The sequence below is a fragment of the Planifilum fimeticola genome (genome assembly GCF_003001905.1).
In the GTDB taxonomy this organism is placed as follows: domain Bacteria; phylum Bacillota; class Bacilli; order Thermoactinomycetales; family DSM-44946; genus Planifilum; species Planifilum fimeticola.
Genome location: NZ_PVNE01000002.1, coordinates 81,799 through 100,283 on the forward strand (window position 1 = coordinate 81,799; position 18,485 = coordinate 100,283).

Genomic DNA, 18,485 nt, shown 5'->3' on the forward strand with positions numbered 1-18,485 from the left:
ATCAAACTTTTTCAGGACGATAATCTATTCTCTCCGTCCTGAGGAAAATCCTTCAGCATTCCTTTGTAGTGAAGGGGATGGGGTGCCCCAAGAGGAGTCTCCTTTAAAAATTCCTCCTCCGATCCGTGATGAGAAATTCACCGTCCAGGAGTTTTACCTTTATGCTATTCCACCCTTTTTTGAAAGGATCGGTACAGCCTCCACACGATGCCGAGGTGAATCATCAATCCGAGGGCAAACCAGGTTGGTGTTTCCTTCGCAAAGAGCACTTTAGAGGGCCAGAAGGTGGGAAAAACCAGAATCAAGACGTCCCAGGGCCGTGGAAGAAATTGAACCGCGAGGGGAGTGAACACCAGGATCCCCGCTCCTTTGGTCAAAGCCAAACCTTCCACTTTGTTGGCGGCGAATGCCGCCAGCAGCAAAGCCAACATCGCCGCTTCCATCGTCCACAGCAGCGAGGCGGCCAGGCCTTTTGCTTCATCGACAGGACTCGGGCTGGCGAAGTGCACGATACAAATCGAATAGATAAAAGACAACAGAACCGGGGTGAACATCCGTGTCAACAAATAGCCCGATTTCATGAGAGGTGTTACGGCAAACAACGGGATCAATCCTTCGTCCCGCTCCTCCAGCATCAAAAAACCGGCAACCATTCCCGTGACGAAGGGAACCAGTTGAAGGACCACGGCCTGGATCAGTCCGTAATAGGGTGTAAGGTCAAAGGCGAACATCCTTTCAAGCCACCCTGCGGCAACAGGGGTTCCAAGACGAAAGAGAACCGCCAATAGCAAGGGACCGGCCGCAGCCAAAAACAGCAATGGATCGCGAAGGATATTTTTCAGGTCAGCATGAAGCAGGAAGAAGATCCTTTTCATCCGTCTTCCTTCTTTCCCGCTATCTTTTTATGAACGGACCGTTTTGCCCAGAGGTAAGCCAGCACCGACCATCCCGTCAGAATGCCCAGCTGAACAAGTCCTTCATCAAATTCCAACGGGCGGAAGGGAGTTTCGATCAGACGCAGTGATGCACCGGTGGGAAACAGGAAATCGAGCGGCATGTCGTGAATATTCAAATGCTCCAGAACGGGAGGCAAAAAGATCATGGCTGCCGGGCTCGATACCAGAAAATATCCGCCCATTGTCCGACAGCGGATCGCCACGCCGAGACCGAAGAGAGTGAAAAAGACGGAAGTCCACCATATTCCAAGAAGAAACCATGCGGACAACCGGAGGAGCCCAAAGACAGCCGTATAGATCGCCAGGACGGTCATCACGGAAAGAAAGGGAAGAGAGAACGCCTTGGCCAAGAGGTAGTCCCTCAGCCGGAGGGGGGTTACCATCAAACTTTCAATGATGCCTTGTTCTTTTTCCAGCAGGATGATGCCACCGATGAAGAAATATCCCAGAAAGCTCGGGTCGGAGAGAATCACCATTGTCGCCATCGTCGGTTTCGACGAATCCGGCAGAAAGGAAAGCAAAACCACATAAAAGAGGGTGACAAACAGGTAAGCCAGGTAAAAACCGTGTCGGTATTGAAAACGAACATCCTGTTTCAGAGCAAGCCACACCCTTTTCATGACGGAACGCTCCCGGTTATCTCCAGGAAGATCTGCTCGAGGGACACATCCCGTGTATGGATGGCTTCGATTTCCCTTTCCCTCAGCAATCGCAGAAAGGCGGCGTTTGCACCGATTCCGTTCAAATCGAAATCAATCGCCCTCAATTTCTCTCCCTCCCGATATTCCACCCGGATCTTTCTCCTTCCCTTGATCCGTTTCAGCCGATTCGGGGAGTCAATGAGCCGGATCCGACCGTTTACGATAAATGCGACCCGATCGCAGAGTTCTTCGGCTACGTGCATGTTGTGCGTGGTGATGAGGATGGTCGTCCCCTCCGCCTTTTTCTCCCGGATCCACTCCTTCACGATACGGGTGTTTACCGGATCCAGTCCGGAGGTGGGTTCATCCAGAAACAGCAGCAGCGGACGGTTGAGCAGGGCGCGGCACAGGTTCAGCCGGGTTTTCATCCCCTTGGAAAAGCGGGAGATCCTCGTATGGCTGTGGGATTCAAGACCCACTTTGGTTAAGAGGTTTCTCGGATCTTCCGTTTCTACCGTATAGAGGGAGGAGAAAAAGGAGAGGTTTTCCAACGCCGTAAACCGGCTGTAGAAATTGGGGAATTCAAAGGCGACTCCGATCCGCTCGTAAAAGTCCGGACCCGCTTCCTTCGCCTCCACTCCGTTTACCCTCGCCGTGCCGGCATAATCGGGAAGAAGGCCGATCAAGATCCTCTGAAGGGTGCTTTTTCCGGCTCCAGAGGGGCCGAGGAAGCCGAAGATTTCCCCTTTTTTTATGTGGAAACTGACTCCGCGGAGGGCGGCTTCCCGACTTCCCGGATATCGGTAATGCAAGTCGTGCACTTCAATCATGCTTGTCTTCCCCCGCATTCATCAATCCTTTGGCCACGAATCGAATCATGAGATGCATGGTCTTTTCGTAGAGTTCTTCACCGATCAGTTTTTTCTGGAGCGACAGGAGAATCAGGGAACGAATGACACTGATGATCAATTCAGGCTCCAGATCGGGCATTCCCCCTTGTTTCTGCCACCGACGGATCAGGGGCAAAAACACCTCCACATCCGCTCCGCGGTGTTTTTCCAGCCGCTCGGGAGGAAGCTTCCGCACCAATTGTTCCCGCACTTCTTCGTCAAACATTTGACTGAAGATCGGATGGGTTTCGATGATTGACAAGGATTTCTCCAGAAACCGCCGGAGACCGGTCTCGGTCATCGCTCCCTCGGTATCCGCGAACAAGTTTCTCCTCACGTCTTCTTCTTCATGCTCCAGTATTTCGAAGAAAAGCGCTTCTTTGGACGGGAAAAAATGATAGAACGTGCCCTGGGCGATTCCCACGGCTTTCGTCAGGTCCCGAATGTTCGTCTTCTTCAAACCGAAAACGGAAAACATCTCCTTTCCCGTTTTCAGCAGTTGCTTTCGGATCCGTTCCTTCTCGCGATCGGAAAATCGGCCGCCCATCATTTCCTCCTTTGATCCTATGAACGAATTTGTTTTTTGTTCATAAACAGTGTATCCCGCGCCGACACGGCTGTCAAGTTTGACCGAATTCTTGATCCGGTGAAGAGCCCCTTTTTCACGTTCATTGCGCCCGAAGTGATTTAGAAAAGGGCGGGGAGAAGGCCCCGCCCCGGTTCGGGAGGAATCGGCATGCAAGGGTATCGCGCACTAGTCGATGAGAAGCCAAAGGGCGACGATGAACACGGCAACCTGGAATAAAATCTCCAGCCAGTCCTGTCTGGCCGCTTGAAACATGCGAATCACCCGGTACGCGCAGCGGACGAGGATAAGGATCAGAGCGATCTGAACCAGGAGAATCGGCATGATTTTCACCTCCCATTGAAAGGGATATTCCGGAGGAGGTTATCTCATCACCGGCGGGAGCCGACGGGAAATTCGGAAAATCGTTTGGGCGGGCTCTGCGGGGGGTATAAGTTCTCGAACCATCCAGTATCGGTGATCGGGAGGCGATTACATATGGCTGTCCAACACATTGCAGATGCGGCGGTGCTGGCCAACGGCGTCCATATGCCGTGGCTGGGGCTTGGCGTATACAAGGCGAAGGAAGGGGAAGAGGTGGAACAGGCGGTGAAGGCGGCGCTTCGGATCGGTTACCGGAGCATCGATACGGCCGCCTTCTACGGCAATGAGGAAGGAGTCGGTCGGGCGGTCCGGGAATCCGGCATTCCTCGCGAAGAAATCTTCGTCACGACCAAGGTCTGGAATTCCGATCAGGGATACGAGTCGACGTTGGCCGCCTTTGAGGCCAGTCTCCGCCGGCTGGGGATGGAGTATGTGGATTTGTATCTGATCCACTGGCCGGTCAAGGGGAAATACAAGGAGACTTGGCGGGCGCTGGAGGCCCTTTACATGGAGGGGAAGGTGAGGGCGATCGGGGTGAGCAACTTCCAGGTCCATCATCTGGAAGACCTGATGGCCGATGCCGAAATCAAGCCGATGGTGAACCAGGTGGAGTTTCATCCGTTCCTGACCCAGGAGAGGCTGCGGGATTTCTGCCGGAAGGAGGGCATTCAGCTGGAGGCCTGGAGTCCGCTGATGCGGGGGGAGGTGATGAACGTGCCGGAGATCGTTGAATTATCGGAGAAATACGGGAAGACGCCGGCCCAGATCGTGCTGCGCTGGGATCTCCAGCACGGCGTCGTCACCATTCCCAAGTCGGTCCGGGAAGCCAGGATTCGGGAAAACGCCGACCTGTTCGACTTCGAGTTGTCGGCGGAGGACATGGCGAAGCTGGACGCTTTGAACCGGAACCACCGCTTCGGCCCGGATCCGGACAATTTCAATTTCTGAAACGGCACCGCCCGCAAACGCAAAAACGGCCGCCGGTCCCATCGGACCGGTGGCCGCTTCCGACAGACTTTATAAACTTGAAGCCGGGAGGCGATTTTCGTCTCGGCTCCACTTTGGTTTCGAGCCGCTCGACGAAATTCGCCTCCCTCTTGATATTCTGCCAAAATCCCGAGGCCATCCGGTTGGACCGGGTGGCCTCCGTGTTAGGAGATCCGATTATTTCAGGGGAGACAACAGATCGATTCCCCAAACCGGCGGCAGGTAGAAATAGATGGCGACAAAAATCACCGCGATGGAGATCAGGTTCAGCCAGAAACCGGCCCGCGCCATGTCCTCGATCCGAATATATCCGGAGCCGAACACGACCGCGTTGGGCGGCGTTGCCACCGGCAGCATATAGGCGCAGGAGGCGGCCACCCCGGCGGCGATCATCAATCCGTAGGGGTGAACGCTGAGGGCCGCGGCGAAGGAGGCCATGATCGGATACATCATCGTGGCGGTGGCGGTATTGGAAGTGATCTCCGTCAGGAAAATGACCAGGGTGATCGTCAGCACCAAGGTGAGGGCAAAGCCGACGCCCTCCAACAGGGTGAGCTGTTTCCCGATCCACTGATCCAATCCCGTGCTGGTAAAGCCTTCCGCGATCGCCAGGCCGCCGCCGAAGAGCAGGAGAATGCCCCAGGGCAGGTTTTTCGCGGTCTCCCAGTTGAGGATCCGTTCTCCCGGCTTGTTGGTGGAGGGGATGACAAAGAGAACGAGGGCAGCCCCGATGGCGATGAGGGTGTCGTTGATCCCGGGAATCACCTTTTCCAGCGGGACACGGAAAATCCAAGCGACCGCCGCCAAAAAAAACACGATTCCGACCCATCTTTCTTCCCCGGTGAGGGGGCCGAGCGCCTGTTTCTCCGCCTGGATCACTTCGCGTCCTCCGGGAATGTTCTTCAGATTCATCGGAAAGGCCACTTTCACCAGATAAAACCAAGTCAGTGCCAGCAGGAGGACGACCATCGGCACGGCAAACAGCATCCACTGGGCAAAGGAGATTTCAACGCCGAACATTTTCCGGACGGTTGCCGCCAAAATGGCGTTGGGAGGAGTTCCGATCAGGGTGCCGATGCCTCCGATGGATGCCGAGTAGGCGATCCCCAGCATCAGGGATTTCCCGAAATTGAACTTACCCGGCGAGGTGTCCACGGAGGGATCTTCCTTCAGCGACTCCGCGATCTGATAGATGATGGCCAGTCCGATCGGCATCATCATCATCGCTGTAGCGGAGTTGGAGATCCACATGGAAAGAAATCCGGTGGCCACCATCGTCCCCAGAATGATCCGTTCCGTGCTGGTTCCGACCAGGGAGATGATGTTCAGCGCGATCCGCTTGTGCAGATTCCACCGCTCCATGGCCAGCGCGAGCATGAAGCCGCCCATGAAGAGAAAGATCGTGGGGTCGCCGTAGGCAGCCGTCGTGTCTCCGGATGCCAAGGCTCCGGTCAAGGGGAACAACACGATCGGCAGGAGGGAGGTCGCCGGGATCGGAATCGCTTCCGTGATCCACCAGGTGGCGATCCACAGCGTCGAGGCCAATACGGCTTGCGCCTCGTAGGACATGCCCTGGGGCGAAAGAATAAACAAGGTCACGATGAACAGCAACGGTCCGAGAATCAGTCCCACCTGCTGACGGCGGGTGTAGAACGGAGGGGAACCGTTTGAGCGGGATGCTTCCCCTTCGCCACCTTCCTTTTTCTCGTTCCGGGCATCCATTCCGACGGAGAAGCGGAGCAGGTCAATGGCCTGATGGTGCCATTTCCACAGGTGAGACCAAGTCGTTCTTACCATTCCGTACATGTTCTTAACCTCCGTGTAATCGTTTACATATTTCGATAATACCCTGAATCAGGGTATTTTCGTCAAGAAGAAAAATATGTTTTTTAAAAAGAGTTGGGAATATAAAATTATAAACGTGATTCGCATCACATTCCCGTAAGATTGTCAAATTTCCACCAAAAGATTGAATCGGATATCGGGGGATGTTTCCCGGAATGGGAGACGAAAGAAGGCGATTGCCCGCTGGGGGCAACCGCCTTCTTGCAAGGTCGGGTTTTACTTGGCGACGGGGGTGGGTTTCACTTTGCTGTTGGAGAAGGGCTGTTTCAACTTCTCCGCCAGTTCGCTTGTCCACAGCTCTTCGATTCGGCGCATTTCTTCCTCCGACAAGGGAGTCTTGTCCGGCGCCTGGGCGAATTCCCGGAGGTTTTCTTCGCTGGTGATGTTGGGAAGCACCGATTTGATCGCCGGGGTGGCCAGGTTGAAGAGGATGGCCGCCTGCCCGATGGTCCGGTCGGTTCCCTCGTACAGGAAGCGAAGCTTGCGGACCGCTTCGATCCCCGCCTGCATCCATTTGATCGGACGATGGTTCCGGTGGTCCGTCTTATCGAAATGTTTGTCCGGATCGTAGGTTCCGTCCAACAGGCCGGAAGCGTGGGGGACGCGGGCGACCAGGGAGACGTCCTTCTCCTCGGCGGCACGGATCAGATCCCGGGCCGGATCCTGCTCCAGCAGGTTGTTGATGATCTGGACCATGTCCATCTTCCGGTCGATGGCCGCAAGGCCCTCATCGCGCCAGCCGATATCCGGACCGAGGGCGACGCCGTAGGTGCGGATTTTCCCTTCTTCCTTCAGCCGTTCCAGGGTTTCCAGGACGACGTCGCTCTGGATGACTTCCATCCGGGCGTTGTGCATCTGGTAAAGGTCGATGGTGTCCGTCTTCAGGCGTCTGAGGCTTTCTTCACACGCCTTCCGGATGAAATCCGGATCCCAGTACTGGGGCAGTTCGGAGTGGCCGCCGTGACGGTCGCCCCGCTTGGCATAGATGTCGTAGCCGAATTTGGTGGCGATGACCACCTTGTCCCGAAGGCCTTCCAGCGCATCGGCCAGCAGGGTTTCCCCTTTCCCTTGACCGTACACATCACCGGTGTCGAAGAAGGTGATCCCGTACTCTTCGTAGGCGGTGCGCAGCAGGCGTTTACCCAATGCGTCGTCCCGGACGCCCCACCAGGGGGTGGCGACGGACCAAACTCCGAAGCCCACTTCGGAGATGGGGATGTCAATTCCGGGAATGTTTCGGTATTTCATGGGTTGAATCCTCCCTCTCTATGTCGGCGGGCGAAGCTGGTCCCGCCCGGCTTGACCCGTTTTCTACATATTTTATCACGGGTAGGGACAGAAAACCGAATCAGGCCTTGACAGTTTTGTGGAGAAGGTTCCGTCCATTCCGTTCGGCGGCGATGTTTCATTCATCCGCCGGATGGTTGGAGGTAAGTTTAAGCCGCACCGGTTGACAGGGGCGGTTGCGGCGTCGAAGGAGTCGACGGTCCGGAGGGTCATGGAAACTTTTTTACCGACGAGGTTCACCTTGACTCCCGGCCGGCCGCGGAATCGGTCGCCCGCTCCACGGCCTGCAGCAGGTCCTTCGCGGCTTGCCGCGGGTCCGGTTTTCCGGCGATGGCCGAGACGACGGCAACGCCGTCGGCGCCGGCTTGAATCACTTCGGGGACCCCCGGGACATCGATTCCGCCGATACCCACGATGGGCACCGGGGACGAGAGGCGCTTCCGCATCTCCGCGATGGCGCGGGTGCCGATCGGCTTGCCCGCATCGGGCTTGGTGGCGGTGGCGTAAATCGGCCCCACTCCCAAATAGTCGGCACCATCCCGAAGGGCCTGTTCCGCCTCCTCCACCGTTTCCGCAGAAACTCCCAGCAGGCGGTGAGGACCGATCAACCGGCGGGCCTCCCACACCGGCAGGTCGTCCTGCCCGACGTGGAGGCCGTCCGCATCCAATAGCAGGGCCAGATCGGCGCGGTCGTTGACGATGAAGGGAATGTTTCGCTCCCGGCAGAGGTGGCGCAGTCGCTCGCCCAGGGAGACGGTTTCGCGAAGGGTGAGGCCGGAATTCTTTTCCCGGAATTGAAACAGGGTGATCCCTCCGTCGATGGCCAGATCCAAGACCCGAACCGGATCGCGGCCGCGGCAGTCCTGGCTTCCCATGACCAGGTAGAGGGAATAGCGGAGAGCCTCCTTCATCCCTTCTCCTCCTCCCGGCGGTGGGCCCAATGATTGACGGGTCCGTGACCTCCGCCCAATTCCAAGGGGTGGCGGATGGCGGCGGTGATGTATTCCTTCGCCGTCCGCACCGCTTCGGGAAGCGGTCGGCCCTTGGCCAGTTCTGCGGTCAGAGCGGCGGAGAAGGTGCAGCCCGTGCCGTGGGTGTGTCGGGTTTTGATGCGCGGAGCGGTGAGATATTCAAAGGTTTCCCCGTCAAAGAACAGATCGACGGCCTTTTCGCCGCGGAGGTGCCCCCCCTTGATGACGACGGAGCGGGCTCCCATCTCCACAATCCGGCGGGCGGCTTCCTTGCGCTTTTCTTCGGTGTCGGGGGTGATGCCCGTCAACACTTCGGTTTCGGGTAGGTTGGGGGTCACCACCTCCGCGAGCGGAATCAGCAACCGCTTGAGGGCATGGCGGGCTTCTTCCTTCAATAGGGCAGCTCCGCTCTTGGAAATCATCACCGGATCGATTACCAGATGATGAATGCGGTGTTCCTTCACCTTGGCGGCGATGATTTCCAGGATGGGGATGCTGGAGATCATCCCGGTCTTGGCCGCATCCACACCGATGTCCGTCACCACCGCGTCGATCTGTTTGGCGACGGCCTCCGGCGGCAGTTCGTAAATTCCGGTGACTTCCTTCGTGTTTTGAGCGGTGATGGCCGTCAGGGCGCTCATGCCGAACACGTCCAACTCCTGAAACGTTTTCAGATCGGCCTGAATCCCTGCGCCTCCACCGCTGTCGGACCCTGCGATGGTCAGCGCCCTGGCAATTTTCACGGGAGACCCTCCTTTTGCGCGGGATTATCCCTTGTCCTCTTCCTTCCCAATCTTATCGGTTGGTTTTCAAAAGCGTCAAGGGAGGGAAAAATGGGCCCGCACGGGGTCAGCTGTCCATGACCGCCCATGAATTCCTTTCATAAAGTGTAAGGAACGATTATCGGTGAGAGGAGAGGTATCGGTGAGTCAATTGCGCACCAGCTTTTTTGGACAATTCGGCTGGAAATGGGTTGTGGCCGTGATCATCCTTTTGATCGTGCTGGGCATCTTCTGGTGGTTCGGCGCTTGGGGATGGTGGGGTGGATACGGTTTCGGGTTCGACGGGTTTGACTATTTCTATTGAACCTCCGTCCGCGGCGGGGGTGTTTTTTTGATGAAAAGGCCGATGCCGGCGAAGAAGGAGGTGCCCCCTTGAAGGAGCATCCCGTTTTTTGGCCGTTTGACCGGTTTTGGACCGAGGTGGAACAGCTGATCCGGAGAAGCAGGATGCCGTTGCAGGGGCCGATGATCGGTGTCCGGGTGACGGAAACCGATCGGGAAGTGATCGCGGTGGTGGAAATTCCCGGTTTGTACAGGCGTCATGATTTGGATGTTCGCGTGGCGGAAAACCGGTTGATGGTCCGCGGGGGGACAGGATCCGAAACGAGGAAGGGCGGAGAAAGCCGTCCCTCCTTGCTCCAGCGGTCGGAGACGTACTTCTTCGTGGCTCATCCCCTTCCGGCACCCGTCGATGCTTCCCGGATGAAGACGGAGTTGAAGGAAAACACGTTGATCGTTCGCATTCCGAAGCGGAAAAACGCATATTGAGGAAACCCGTGCTGTTCTGAAGACCAATCCGGCCGGTTTCCCCGGGGCTGTTGACCTAAGGGGGTCACGGCCTTTTTTTGTGGAAGGGGACGATCGATGCGGAGGCATAACCTGTGCCGGGGACGAATCGACCGGGAGCAGTAGCGGCGTTCCGGTGCAGCGGGTTTGGGACGCAATCCCGGCAGGCGGACGTTCGATGCCGGACTCATCCGCGTTGAACGGATCTTTCCTCCTGCTTCCGGAAGGGGCGGCTGAATGGGATCCGTTCGTCCCGGGGTTATCACAATATTGCAAATTCGTTTATGATGATAAGTAGATCGAGCAAGGGGGGGAGCGCTGATGGCAGTGGTAAAGATCCAGATTCGGGACAAGGGGCCCTATCTGATTACTGGTGATGTGGAGCTTCTGGATGCGGAGGGAAACCGGTTCGAACATAAAAAATCCTTCGCCCTGTGCCGATGCGGGTTGTCCCAAAGGAAACCCTTCTGCGACGGATCGCACAAGGGAAACTTCGATGACTGCACCCGGGCGAAGGAAACGTGATGAGCCTCCGTATTTGAACGGCCGGCTTCCGGGATTGTGAAAGGGCGCAGGGCGGATCCGGCCGCGCCTGACGAGTGCGACCGGCCACAGCGCCGGGTTGGTTCGGGGGAGCTTCCAGCTCCCTCTTCTTTTCGGAAAATCTCCGCCGGGGAGCGCATCAAGACGGTGATACGGGGGGAACCGCCTTTTCCCGGGGAAGATTTTCATGGAGGGTGGAGATCATCTCCTTGCGGGAAGAAGAATCGCTGTTTTCCCAGATGATCTCAAACAGCACGCCGAGACCGGGGAGCAATTTTTCTTCCTGTTGCTTGAGGGTGTCGTTCACCATGTCGGTCAATTCCTGCTCCGACATGTTTTGGATGTTGTGAATGACGGCACCGCGCACATCGATGTTCATCAGGCGTCCCTCCTTTCGCTTACTATTTTGTCCCCTCCCGTGTTCCTTATCCGTTTGTCCCTCCCTCGGCCTGTGATATAATGAATCCGATTGATACAGGGAGGAACGGTGGAATATGAGACAGTTTGCCGTGATCGGTCTGGGGCGCTTCGGGGGCAGCCTCGCCAAGACCCTGATCGAAATGGGAAACGAGGTGTTGGCCGTCGATCGGGATCCCGAACGGGTGCAGGCCTTCGCCTCGCTGGTGACCCATGCGGTGGAGGCGGACTCGACCGATGAAAGGGCCTTGAAGGCCCTGGGCATCCGCAACTTCGACGTGGTGGTCGTTTCCATCGGCGATGACATCCAGTCCAGCATTTTGACCACCCTGATCCTGAAGGATATGGGCGTCAACAAGATCGTGGTGAAGGCCCGAAACGACCTTCACGGCAAGGTGCTGTACAAAATCGGAGCCGACAAGGTGATTTACCCGGAGCGGGACATGGGCGTCCGCGTCGCCCATTCCCTGATCTCCCCCAACATCCTGGATTTTATCGAGCTGTCCGCAGACTACAGCATCGTGGAAATCAGCGCGGGGGAGAAGTTCAGCGGAAAGTCCCTCAAGGACCTGAATTTTCGCGCCCGCTTCGGCTGCAACGTGATCGCGATCAGGAGCGGGGAACGGATGAATGTATCCCCGGCGGCCCATGACGTGATCCGTTCGGGAGACATCCTGATCGTGTTGGGACACAACCGGGATCTGAAAAAGCTGGAAGAAGAGGCATGAGGTCGTGGATATCCGTTACATCAGCTCAAACCAAAACGAACAATACAAGCGCTGGCGAAAGCTTCACCGCCGGAAGGGCAGGGAACAGTACGGATCCCTTCTGGTGGAGGGTCCCCATCTGGTGGCCGAGGCGATGGATGCCGGATGGAAGGTGCGCTCCTGCCTGGTGGAGGAGGGGAAAGAGCGGCTGCTCTCGGAAATCCCCGGGATTCGGGAGGGGGCCTTCCCGGTGTATCGCCTTCCTGTGTCCCTGTTTCAAAGCCTGATGGACACGGAGACCCCCCAAGGCATTGCGGTGGAGTTGGAGCTTCCCCGGGTTGAAGATGAAGAAGCGCTTCCGATCGGGGAGACGCTGATACTCCTGGATGCGGTGCAGGATCCGGGCAACCTGGGAACCATCCTGCGAACGGCGGAGGCTTCCGGCGCGACAGCCGTCATTTTGGGTAGGGGAACGGCTGACCCCTACAACAGCAAAACCGTCCGGGCGGCGATGGGATCTCTTTTCCGCCTGCCGGTTCGAAAGGTGGATCTCTCAAGCGCCATTTTGGAACTCCGTCGGCGGGGAGTTGCCGTGATCGGCACTCATCCGCGGGCGGAGACGGTCCATTTTCGTTACGAGTATCCGCCCCGGACGGCCTTTTTGCTGGGTAACGAAGGGCGGGGGGTGGATCCCGCCCTCGAACAGCTCGTCGACGGGGTGGTTCGCATTCCGATGCCCGGCGGCGTCGAATCCCTCAATGTATCGGTGACTGCGGCGGTGTTGCTCTACGAGCGGCTGCGGCAAAAGTGGGGGAATGCCTAGCCGAGCCGGGTTGCCGCTTCCGAAAAATTCCGCTATACTAGATATCAAATTTTACGGTCAAGGCGATGAAGGAGAAGAGTAGGCCGCACGCCCCCACAGGGAGGAGATGTCGCGACTGAGAGCATTTCCGGGGAAACGGCGGTTCGAAGTTCGCTCCGGAGCTGTCTCCTGAAAGGATTTCCGAGTAGGGAGCACCGGGTTCGCCCGTTAACGCGATCAGAGGGGGACGGCGCCGCATGCCTGCGGCTGTCGTTCAAAAAGGGTGGTACCGCGATCTCTCGTCCCTTTGGGCGGGAGATTTTTTATATCGAGGGAAGGGAGTGTCTGGGAATGATTTCGCGCTTGAACGCGTTGCGCGAGGAAGCGCAGAGGTCGATTGCCGCGGCGGAAGGTTCCGATCAACTGAAGGAGCTGCGCGTCAAATATTTGGGCAAAAAGGGAGAGATCACCGCGATTCTCCGGGGAATGAAGGATGTTCCCCCGCAGGATCGTCCGAAGGTGGGCGGCTTGGCCAACGAAATCCGCGGGGAGCTGGAGCGCCTGATCGCGGAGAAGGAAGAGGAGCTGGCCGAGCGTGCACTGGAGGAGCGGCTCAAGCGAGAGGCGCTGGACGTGACGCTGCCCGGCGATCCCCGGCCCTTGGGATCCGTTCATCCCCTGTCGGCGGTGATTGAACAGATCGAGGACATCTTCATCGGAATGGGCTTTGAAGTGGCGGAGGGGCCGGAGGTGGAATGGGACGAGATCAACTTTGAAGCGCTGAATATCGCCAAGGATCATCCGGCTCGGGATATGCAGGATTCCTTCTACATCACCCCTCATATTCTGCTTCGGACCCATACCTCCGGTGTTCAGGTGCGGACCCTGCGCTCCCGGGAAGGTCAGGTCCCGGTCCGGGTGATCGGTCCCGGAAAGGTGTACCGCAGGGATGAGGATGACGCCACCCATTCCCACCAGTTCATGCAAATCGAAGGGCTGGTGGTGGACAGCGGGGTGTCGATGAGCGAATTGAACGGGGTGCTCCTGGCCTTCGCCCGCAAGATGTTCGGGGAGAATCAACAGATTCGCCTCAGACCCAGTTATTTTCCCTTCACCGAACCCAGTGCCGAGGTGGACATCTCCTGCATCATCTGCGGCGGCCGGGGTTGCCGGACCTGCAAGGGAACCGGATGGATCGAAATCTTGGGTTCCGGAATGGTTCACCCCCGGGTGTTGGAGATGGCCGGTTACGATTCGGAAAAGTACACCGGTTTCGCCTTCGGGATGGGTGTGGAACGGATTGCCATGCTGAAGTACGGCGTGGATGACATCCGTCACTTTTACACCAACGATCTTCGGTTCCTGCGTCAGTACCAATCGGTTTGAGGGGGATGGATCATGCGCGTGTCCTATGAGTGGTTGAAGGAGATGGTGGATCTCTCGGGAATTGATGCCGACGAGCTGGCGGAGAGCTTGACCCGGACCGGCGTGGCCGTGGATGCGGTGGAGGATCGGAACCCGGGAGTCCAGCGGGTGGTGGTCGGTCGTGTGAAATCGGTGGAGCCCCATCCCGGAGCGGAGCGGTTGCGCGTGTGCCGGGTGGATGTGGGACAGGAGGATCTCCTCCAAATCGTGTGCGGCGCCCCCAACGTGGCGGAGGGGCAGTTGGTTCCCGTGGCTCTGGAAGGTGCGGAACTGCCGGGGGATGTCCGCATCAAACGGGCGAAGCTCCGCGGCGTGGAATCCCAGGGAATGATCTGTTCGGCGGGGGAACTGGGGCTTCCGGAAAAGTTGCTTCCCAAGGAGCTGACGGAAGGGATCCTCGTCCTGACCGAGGAAGCGAAGGTGGGGCAGGATATCCGTTCCCTGCTGGGGATGGACGACAAGGTGTTGGAACTGGACCTGACGCCGAACCGTTCCGACTGTTTAAGCATGATCGGCATGGCATATGAAGCCGGAGCGGTGTTCGACCGGTCCCTTCGCCTGCCGGAGCCGAAGGAACTGCCCGTGACCGGTGCAGAGCTGCCCGTGAGCGTTGCCGTCGAATCGGAGGCGGACTGTCCCGTCTATGCCGCCCAAGTCGTCGACGGTCTCCGCTTGGGACCGTCTCCCCAGTGGATGCAAAACCGGTTGATCGCGGCGGGGGTTCGCCCCATCAACAATATCGTCGACGTCACCAACTACGTCATGTTGGAATACGGTCAACCCCTGCACGCCTTTGATTACGACCAGGTTTCGGGGGGAAGGATCCTCGTCCGCAGGGCCCGGCAGGGCGAGCGGCTCGAAACGCTGGACGGGGTGACCCGGGAGTGCGATCAGGATACCATTCTGATCACCGACGGGGACAAACCCCTGGGTCTTGCCGGTGTCATGGGCGGGGCCAACTCGGAGGTGAAGGATGGAACCACCCGGGTTTTGATCGAATCGGCCTGCTTTGATCCGGTGTTGATCCGCCGAACTTCGCGCCGGCTGGGACTCCGTTCCGAGGCCAGCAATCGCTTCGAAAAGGGAGTGGACCGAAGCCGGATCGTTCCGGCGCTGAAGCGGGCCGTTCAGCTGCTGGTGGAAGTGGCCGGGGGACGCGTGGCCTCCCCCATCGTCCTGGAAAAAAGCGGAGACGTGGATGAGAAGATCATCCCGGTGCGTCACGGGCGGATTGTCTCCCTTATGGGTGCGGATATCGGCGAAGAGGACGTCATGGACATATTCCGCCGGCTCCGTTTTCCCGTGAAAAAGGAGGAAAACGTCTACCACGTGCAGGTGCCATCGCGGCGCAATGATCTGAACATCGAGGTGGACATCATCGAAGAGGTGGCGCGCCTCTACGGATACAACCGGATTCCGGCGGTTTTCCTCCAGGGTTCCCAGGGCCGCGGAGGCCTGACCCGCGAGCAGCGGCTGCGCCGAACCATCCGCCACACCCTTCGTTACCTGGGAATGAACGAGGCGGTCACTTACAGCCTGACCTCGCCGCAATGGGAAAAGGGATTGTCCCTGCATCCCGATGCCCGTCCGATTCCGCTCAGCATGCCCATCAGTGACGAACGAAGCGTGCTCCGGACCAGTTTGTTGCCCCATTTGCTCCAGTCCGCCGCCTACAATGTGCATCGCCGTCAGGAGCATGTGGCTCTTTTTGAGATCGGTCGAACCTATCTGGCGGAAAAGCAGCCCCTGACCGACCTTCCCGAAGAGCGTTGGGAATTGGCCGGGCTGTGGACGGGTCCGATGGGACCGGTTCACTGGCGGGAACAAACCGCATCCGATTTTTATCGGGTGAAGGGAATTTTGGAATCCCTCTTTGCGCGTCTGGGAATTGAGGGCGTGGAGTTCCTCCCCGACCGGCCGGAGGGATTCCACCCGGGTCGGACGGCGGAGATTCGGATCGGCGGGCGGTTTGCGGGGATTTTGGGACAGATCCACCCCCGCCTCTCGGATGAGTTGGATCTCAAGGAAACCTTTGCCTTCCAGCTGGATATGGAAGTATTGCTGGACGCGGCAAAAACGGATCTCCTGTTCCGACCGATCCCGCGCTATCCGGCATCCACCCGCGATCTGGCGATCGTGGTGGATGCGGGGGTACCCGCCGCCGAAGTGGAGAAGGTGATCCGCAGAGCCGCCGGTGAACATTTGGAATCGGTCACCCTGTTTGACGTGTATACCGGTGAGCAAGTGGGTAATGAAAAGAAGAGCCTCGCCTATTCCCTCGTTTACCGGGCGGAGGATCGAACGCTGACCGACGAGGAAGTGGCGAAGTTCCATCAGGCCGTCGTCGACGAACTGGAGAGAGTCTTCGGGGCCCGGCTGCGCACTTAAGACAATCAGCTGGATGTGCAGGAAGTACCCCTTCACAGGGCGAAAGAAACATGATACACACCTTCACGCTGTGGAGGAGGCGTTCCGATGACAAAAAACAAATTGAGCGTTGAAATCTACGGCCAGCAATACCAGATTGTCGGAAAGGCGAGTCCCGGCTATATGCGGGAAGTGGCCGCCCATGTGGACGACAAGATGCGGCAGATTGCCAAGAGCAACCCCCGGCTCGATACGACGCGTCTTGCGGTTTTGTCCGCGGTTAACATTGCCGATGCGTATCTCAAGTTGAAAAGGGAGTATGATGAGATCATCCATTTGATCGAGGATGACCAGCCCTAGGAGTGAAGGGGATGAACGGCTTGGATTGGTTCCTCCTCCTGCTGCTTGCCGGAGGGGTGATCCGAGGCTATCAAAAGGGGTTGATCCTTCAAGCGTTTTCCTTGGTGGGGTCGATATTCGCCCTCCTGGCGGCGTATCGGCTTTCCGGAGATTTTTCCCAGGTCCTGATGGAGCGCTTTCCTCTTCCGGAGGAGGTGGGGGGAGGATGGATCGGACTCCTTCCGATTGAAGGGATCCTGTACAGGATGCTTGCCTTCATCCTCCTTTTTGCGGGGGTCAAAATCCTTATCTCGATCATCGCCCGGCTTTTGACCGGGCTGTTCGACATCCCCGTCCTCTCACAGATCAATCGCCTCGGAGGCGTTCTCCTCAACCTGGTTCAAGTGTTTCTGATCCTGTTCATCGGCGTTCACGTGATGAACTTTCTTCCCTGGGAAACGGGGCGCGAAGCGATTCAGGAATCCTTCGTCTGCCAAGGCGTGTTGAAACTGACTCCCGATCTGAGCGAACAGATCGGGGACTGGCTCAAGAAAGAAACGGGATAGATCCTCTCTCCGATGGAAGGGGTGCCCGCGAAACGGCGGCATCCCTTTTTCTTTTGAATTGGGTCGTGGCAATCTCGGCATAATAACGGATGAATTCCAGCGTTGAGAGAGGGTTGAGCCTATGAGGAGACGAATGTGGCTGCTCTGTTGCACCCTGATGGTGTTGGCAGGGGCGATTCTGGGCGGCGTCTCCCTGGATGCGGACCGTTTGGCGGATGCCAAGGCGGAAGCTTCCTTCGGAAAGGGAACACTCAAGAAGGGAGCCCGCGGAGGGGACGTTTACGAGCTTCAGGGTCGTCTGAAATATTTGGGGTTTTATACCGGAAAGATCGACGGAAACTTCGGGGAGCGCACCTATCGCGCCGTTCGCCTGTTTCAATATGAATTCGGGATGAAAGTGGACGGAGTGGTGGGGCCGAAGACCAAGCGGAAGCTGTGGGAGGCGTCCAAGGATTGGACGCCCGGTGCGGACAACCGCATTTATAGGGTAGGGGATCGCGGCGGTTATGTCTGGGAGCTGCAGCGGCGTCTCCGATTCCTTGGATTTTATACCGGGAAAGTGGACGGGGTATTCCTGTGGCGTACGTACCGCGCCGTTCGCCTGTTCCAATATGAATTCGGGATGAAAGTGGACGGAGTGGTGGGCCCGAAGACCAAGCGCATGCTGTGGAAAGCGACCCGCAATTGGCGCCCCGGGAAGGAGGCCACGCCGCAGGCCCGGAAAGCTCCGGCGGCAAAACCGGTCCGCTCGGCGCCGGGTGTATCCAAGCAGGATTTCGACCTGTTGGCCCGGGCCATCTATTCCGAGGCGCGGGGAGAGCCGTACGTCGGACAGGTGGCGGTGGGCGCGGTGATTCTCAACCGCATCGACAGCGAAAAATTCCCCGACACCTTGTCGGGTGTGATTTTCCAACCGCAAGCCTTTGAAGCCGTCGCCGACGGTCAGATCTGGCTGGAACCCGACGAGACGGCCAAAAAGGCGGCGATGGATGCCCTGAACGGTTGGGATCCCTCCGGAGGAGCGCTGTACTACTTCAACCCCGACCGCGCCATTTCCAAATGGATCTGGTCCCGCCCGCAGATCAAACGAATCGGGAAGCACATCTTCTGTAAGTGACAGGGATATGCTTAAAAACCCGCCGGGATTTCGGCGGGTTTTTCACATGGTTGGATCGGCGAAGGGAGAAGAAGCCGCTCCACCTCTTTGCCCAAAAAAAATCTCCCG

The 18,485-nt window shown here is 57.8% G+C and carries 21 protein-coding genes, 1 pseudogene and 1 other annotated feature; of the genes and pseudogenes, 12 read left to right on the plus strand and 10 right to left on the minus strand.

The features are described from left to right. Window positions 1–164: 164 nt before the first annotated feature. The 5 genes from CLV97_RS01825 to CLV97_RS18020 all read right to left on the minus strand — a co-directional run bounded on the left by CLV97_RS01825 (window position 165) and on the right by CLV97_RS18020 (window position 3,397). Window positions 165–875, minus strand: a complete 711-nt coding sequence (locus tag CLV97_RS01825; RefSeq protein WP_106343821.1) for a hypothetical protein — start codon at window positions 873–875, stop codon at window positions 165–167. Then, complete coding sequence (locus tag CLV97_RS01830) at window positions 872–1,576, minus strand: fluoroquinolone export ABC transporter permease subunit (protein WP_106343822.1); 705 nt, start codon at window positions 1,574–1,576, stop codon at window positions 872–874. Before CLV97_RS01830 ends, CLV97_RS01825 begins: the two co-directional genes overlap by 4 nt. Beyond that, window positions 1,573–2,427, minus strand: coding sequence for an ABC transporter ATP-binding protein (locus CLV97_RS01835; protein WP_106343823.1), 855 nt, complete (start codon window positions 2,425–2,427; stop codon window positions 1,573–1,575). The genes CLV97_RS01830 and CLV97_RS01835 overlap by 4 nt, the downstream gene beginning before the upstream one ends. After that, window positions 2,420–3,034: a TetR/AcrR family transcriptional regulator gene (locus CLV97_RS01840; protein WP_106343824.1), complete on the minus strand. Its 615-nt coding sequence runs from the start codon at window positions 3,032–3,034 to the stop codon at window positions 2,420–2,422. Before CLV97_RS01840 ends, CLV97_RS01835 begins: the two co-directional genes overlap by 8 nt. 207 nt (window positions 3,035–3,241) lie before the next feature. Continuing rightward, the gene (locus tag CLV97_RS18020; RefSeq protein WP_170070330.1) at window positions 3,242–3,397 is read right to left on the minus strand and encodes a hypothetical protein; all 156 of its coding nucleotides are present in this window, start codon (window positions 3,395–3,397) and stop codon (window positions 3,242–3,244) included. Between the two features lie 153 nt (window positions 3,398–3,550). Here CLV97_RS18020 and CLV97_RS01845 point away from each other — a divergent pair, with 153 nt between their 5' ends. After that, on the plus strand, window positions 3,551–4,384 hold the full coding sequence (locus CLV97_RS01845; RefSeq protein ID WP_106343825.1) for an aldo/keto reductase: 834 nt from the start codon (window positions 3,551–3,553) through the stop codon (window positions 4,382–4,384). Between the two features lie 216 nt (window positions 4,385–4,600). Here the strand turns inward: CLV97_RS01845 and CLV97_RS01850 are convergent, their stop codons facing one another. The 4 genes from CLV97_RS01850 to thiD all read right to left on the minus strand — a co-directional run bounded on the left by CLV97_RS01850 (window position 4,601) and on the right by thiD (window position 9,269). Continuing rightward, window positions 4,601–6,220: an SLC13 family permease gene (locus tag CLV97_RS01850; protein WP_106343948.1), complete on the minus strand. Its 1,620-nt coding sequence runs from the start codon at window positions 6,218–6,220 to the stop codon at window positions 4,601–4,603. 264 nt (window positions 6,221–6,484) lie between these two features. Continuing rightward, window positions 6,485–7,516, minus strand: coding sequence for an aldo/keto reductase (locus CLV97_RS01855; protein ID WP_106343826.1), 1,032 nt, complete (start codon window positions 7,514–7,516; stop codon window positions 6,485–6,487). A gap of 275 nt (window positions 7,517–7,791) precedes the next feature. Further along, complete coding sequence (gene thiE, locus CLV97_RS01860) at window positions 7,792–8,466, minus strand: thiamine phosphate synthase (protein ID WP_106343827.1); 675 nt, start codon at window positions 8,464–8,466, stop codon at window positions 7,792–7,794. After that, window positions 8,463–9,269, minus strand: coding sequence for a bifunctional hydroxymethylpyrimidine kinase/phosphomethylpyrimidine kinase (gene thiD, locus CLV97_RS01865; protein ID WP_106343828.1), 807 nt, complete (start codon window positions 9,267–9,269; stop codon window positions 8,463–8,465). Before thiD ends, thiE begins: the two co-directional genes overlap by 4 nt. 181 nt (window positions 9,270–9,450) lie before the next feature. On the opposite strand from thiD, the gene CLV97_RS18025 reads away from it, so the two are divergent. From CLV97_RS18025 to CLV97_RS01875, 3 genes are all read left to right on the plus strand, one after another. Further along, a complete protein-coding gene (locus tag CLV97_RS18025; RefSeq protein WP_170070331.1) occupies window positions 9,451–9,612 on the plus strand; it encodes a hypothetical protein in 162 nt (53 codons plus the stop codon). 68 nt (window positions 9,613–9,680) lie between these two features. Next, window positions 9,681–10,076, plus strand: a complete 396-nt coding sequence (locus CLV97_RS01870) for an Hsp20/alpha crystallin family protein (RefSeq protein WP_106343829.1) — start codon at window positions 9,681–9,683, stop codon at window positions 10,074–10,076. Window positions 10,077–10,415: 339 nt separating this feature from the next. Continuing rightward, a complete protein-coding gene (locus CLV97_RS01875) occupies window positions 10,416–10,619 on the plus strand; it encodes a CDGSH iron-sulfur domain-containing protein (protein WP_106343830.1) in 204 nt (67 codons plus the stop codon). A 157-nt stretch (window positions 10,620–10,776) separates the two neighbouring features. Here CLV97_RS01875 and sspI read toward each other — a convergent pair whose 3' ends face one another. Further along, entirely contained in the window at window positions 10,777–11,016 is a 240-nt protein-coding gene (sspI, locus tag CLV97_RS01880; protein ID WP_106343831.1) for a small acid-soluble spore protein SspI, read from the minus strand. Between the two features lie 115 nt (window positions 11,017–11,131). Between sspI and CLV97_RS01885 the strand changes: the two genes are divergently transcribed. The 8 genes and pseudogenes from CLV97_RS01885 (at window position 11,132) to sleB (ending at window position 18,377) form a co-directional block, all read left to right on the plus strand. Then, window positions 11,132–11,782 carry a potassium channel family protein gene (locus CLV97_RS01885; RefSeq protein ID WP_106343832.1) on the plus strand — a complete coding sequence of 217 codons (651 nt, stop codon included), beginning with the start codon at window positions 11,132–11,134 and terminating at the stop codon, window positions 11,780–11,782. A gap of 4 nt (window positions 11,783–11,786) precedes the next feature. Then, a complete protein-coding gene (locus CLV97_RS01890; protein WP_106343833.1) occupies window positions 11,787–12,584 on the plus strand; it encodes a TrmH family RNA methyltransferase in 798 nt (265 codons plus the stop codon). 56 nt (window positions 12,585–12,640) lie between these two features. After that, window positions 12,641–12,873: a binding site (T-box leader), on the plus strand. A 41-nt stretch (window positions 12,874–12,914) separates the two neighbouring features. Beyond that, window positions 12,915–13,949 (plus strand): phenylalanine--tRNA ligase subunit alpha, encoded by a 1,035-nt coding sequence (gene pheS / locus CLV97_RS01895; RefSeq protein ID WP_106343834.1) that lies wholly within the window; start codon window positions 12,915–12,917, stop codon window positions 13,947–13,949. Window positions 13,950–13,961: 12 nt separating this feature from the next. Then, window positions 13,962–16,376 carry a phenylalanine--tRNA ligase subunit beta gene (gene pheT / locus CLV97_RS01900; protein ID WP_106343835.1) on the plus strand — a complete coding sequence of 805 codons (2,415 nt, stop codon included), beginning with the start codon at window positions 13,962–13,964 and terminating at the stop codon, window positions 16,374–16,376. A gap of 87 nt (window positions 16,377–16,463) precedes the next feature. Beyond that, on the plus strand, window positions 16,464–16,715 hold the full coding sequence (zapA, locus tag CLV97_RS01905; protein WP_106343836.1) for a cell division protein ZapA: 252 nt from the start codon (window positions 16,464–16,466) through the stop codon (window positions 16,713–16,715). A gap of 11 nt (window positions 16,716–16,726) precedes the next feature. Further along, window positions 16,727–17,260 carry a CvpA family protein gene (locus CLV97_RS01910; RefSeq protein ID WP_146130384.1) on the plus strand — a complete coding sequence of 178 codons (534 nt, stop codon included), beginning with the start codon at window positions 16,727–16,729 and terminating at the stop codon, window positions 17,258–17,260. 157 nt (window positions 17,261–17,417) lie between these two features. Then, a pseudogene (locus tag CLV97_RS18885) lies at window positions 17,418–17,684 on the plus strand (peptidoglycan-binding domain-containing protein); the annotation flags it as partial. Beyond that, entirely contained in the window at window positions 17,670–18,377 is a 708-nt protein-coding gene (gene sleB, locus CLV97_RS01915; protein ID WP_425440536.1) for a spore cortex-lytic enzyme, read from the plus strand. The pseudogene CLV97_RS18885 and the gene sleB, both read left to right, overlap by 15 nt. Window positions 18,378–18,485 lie beyond the last annotated feature (108 nt).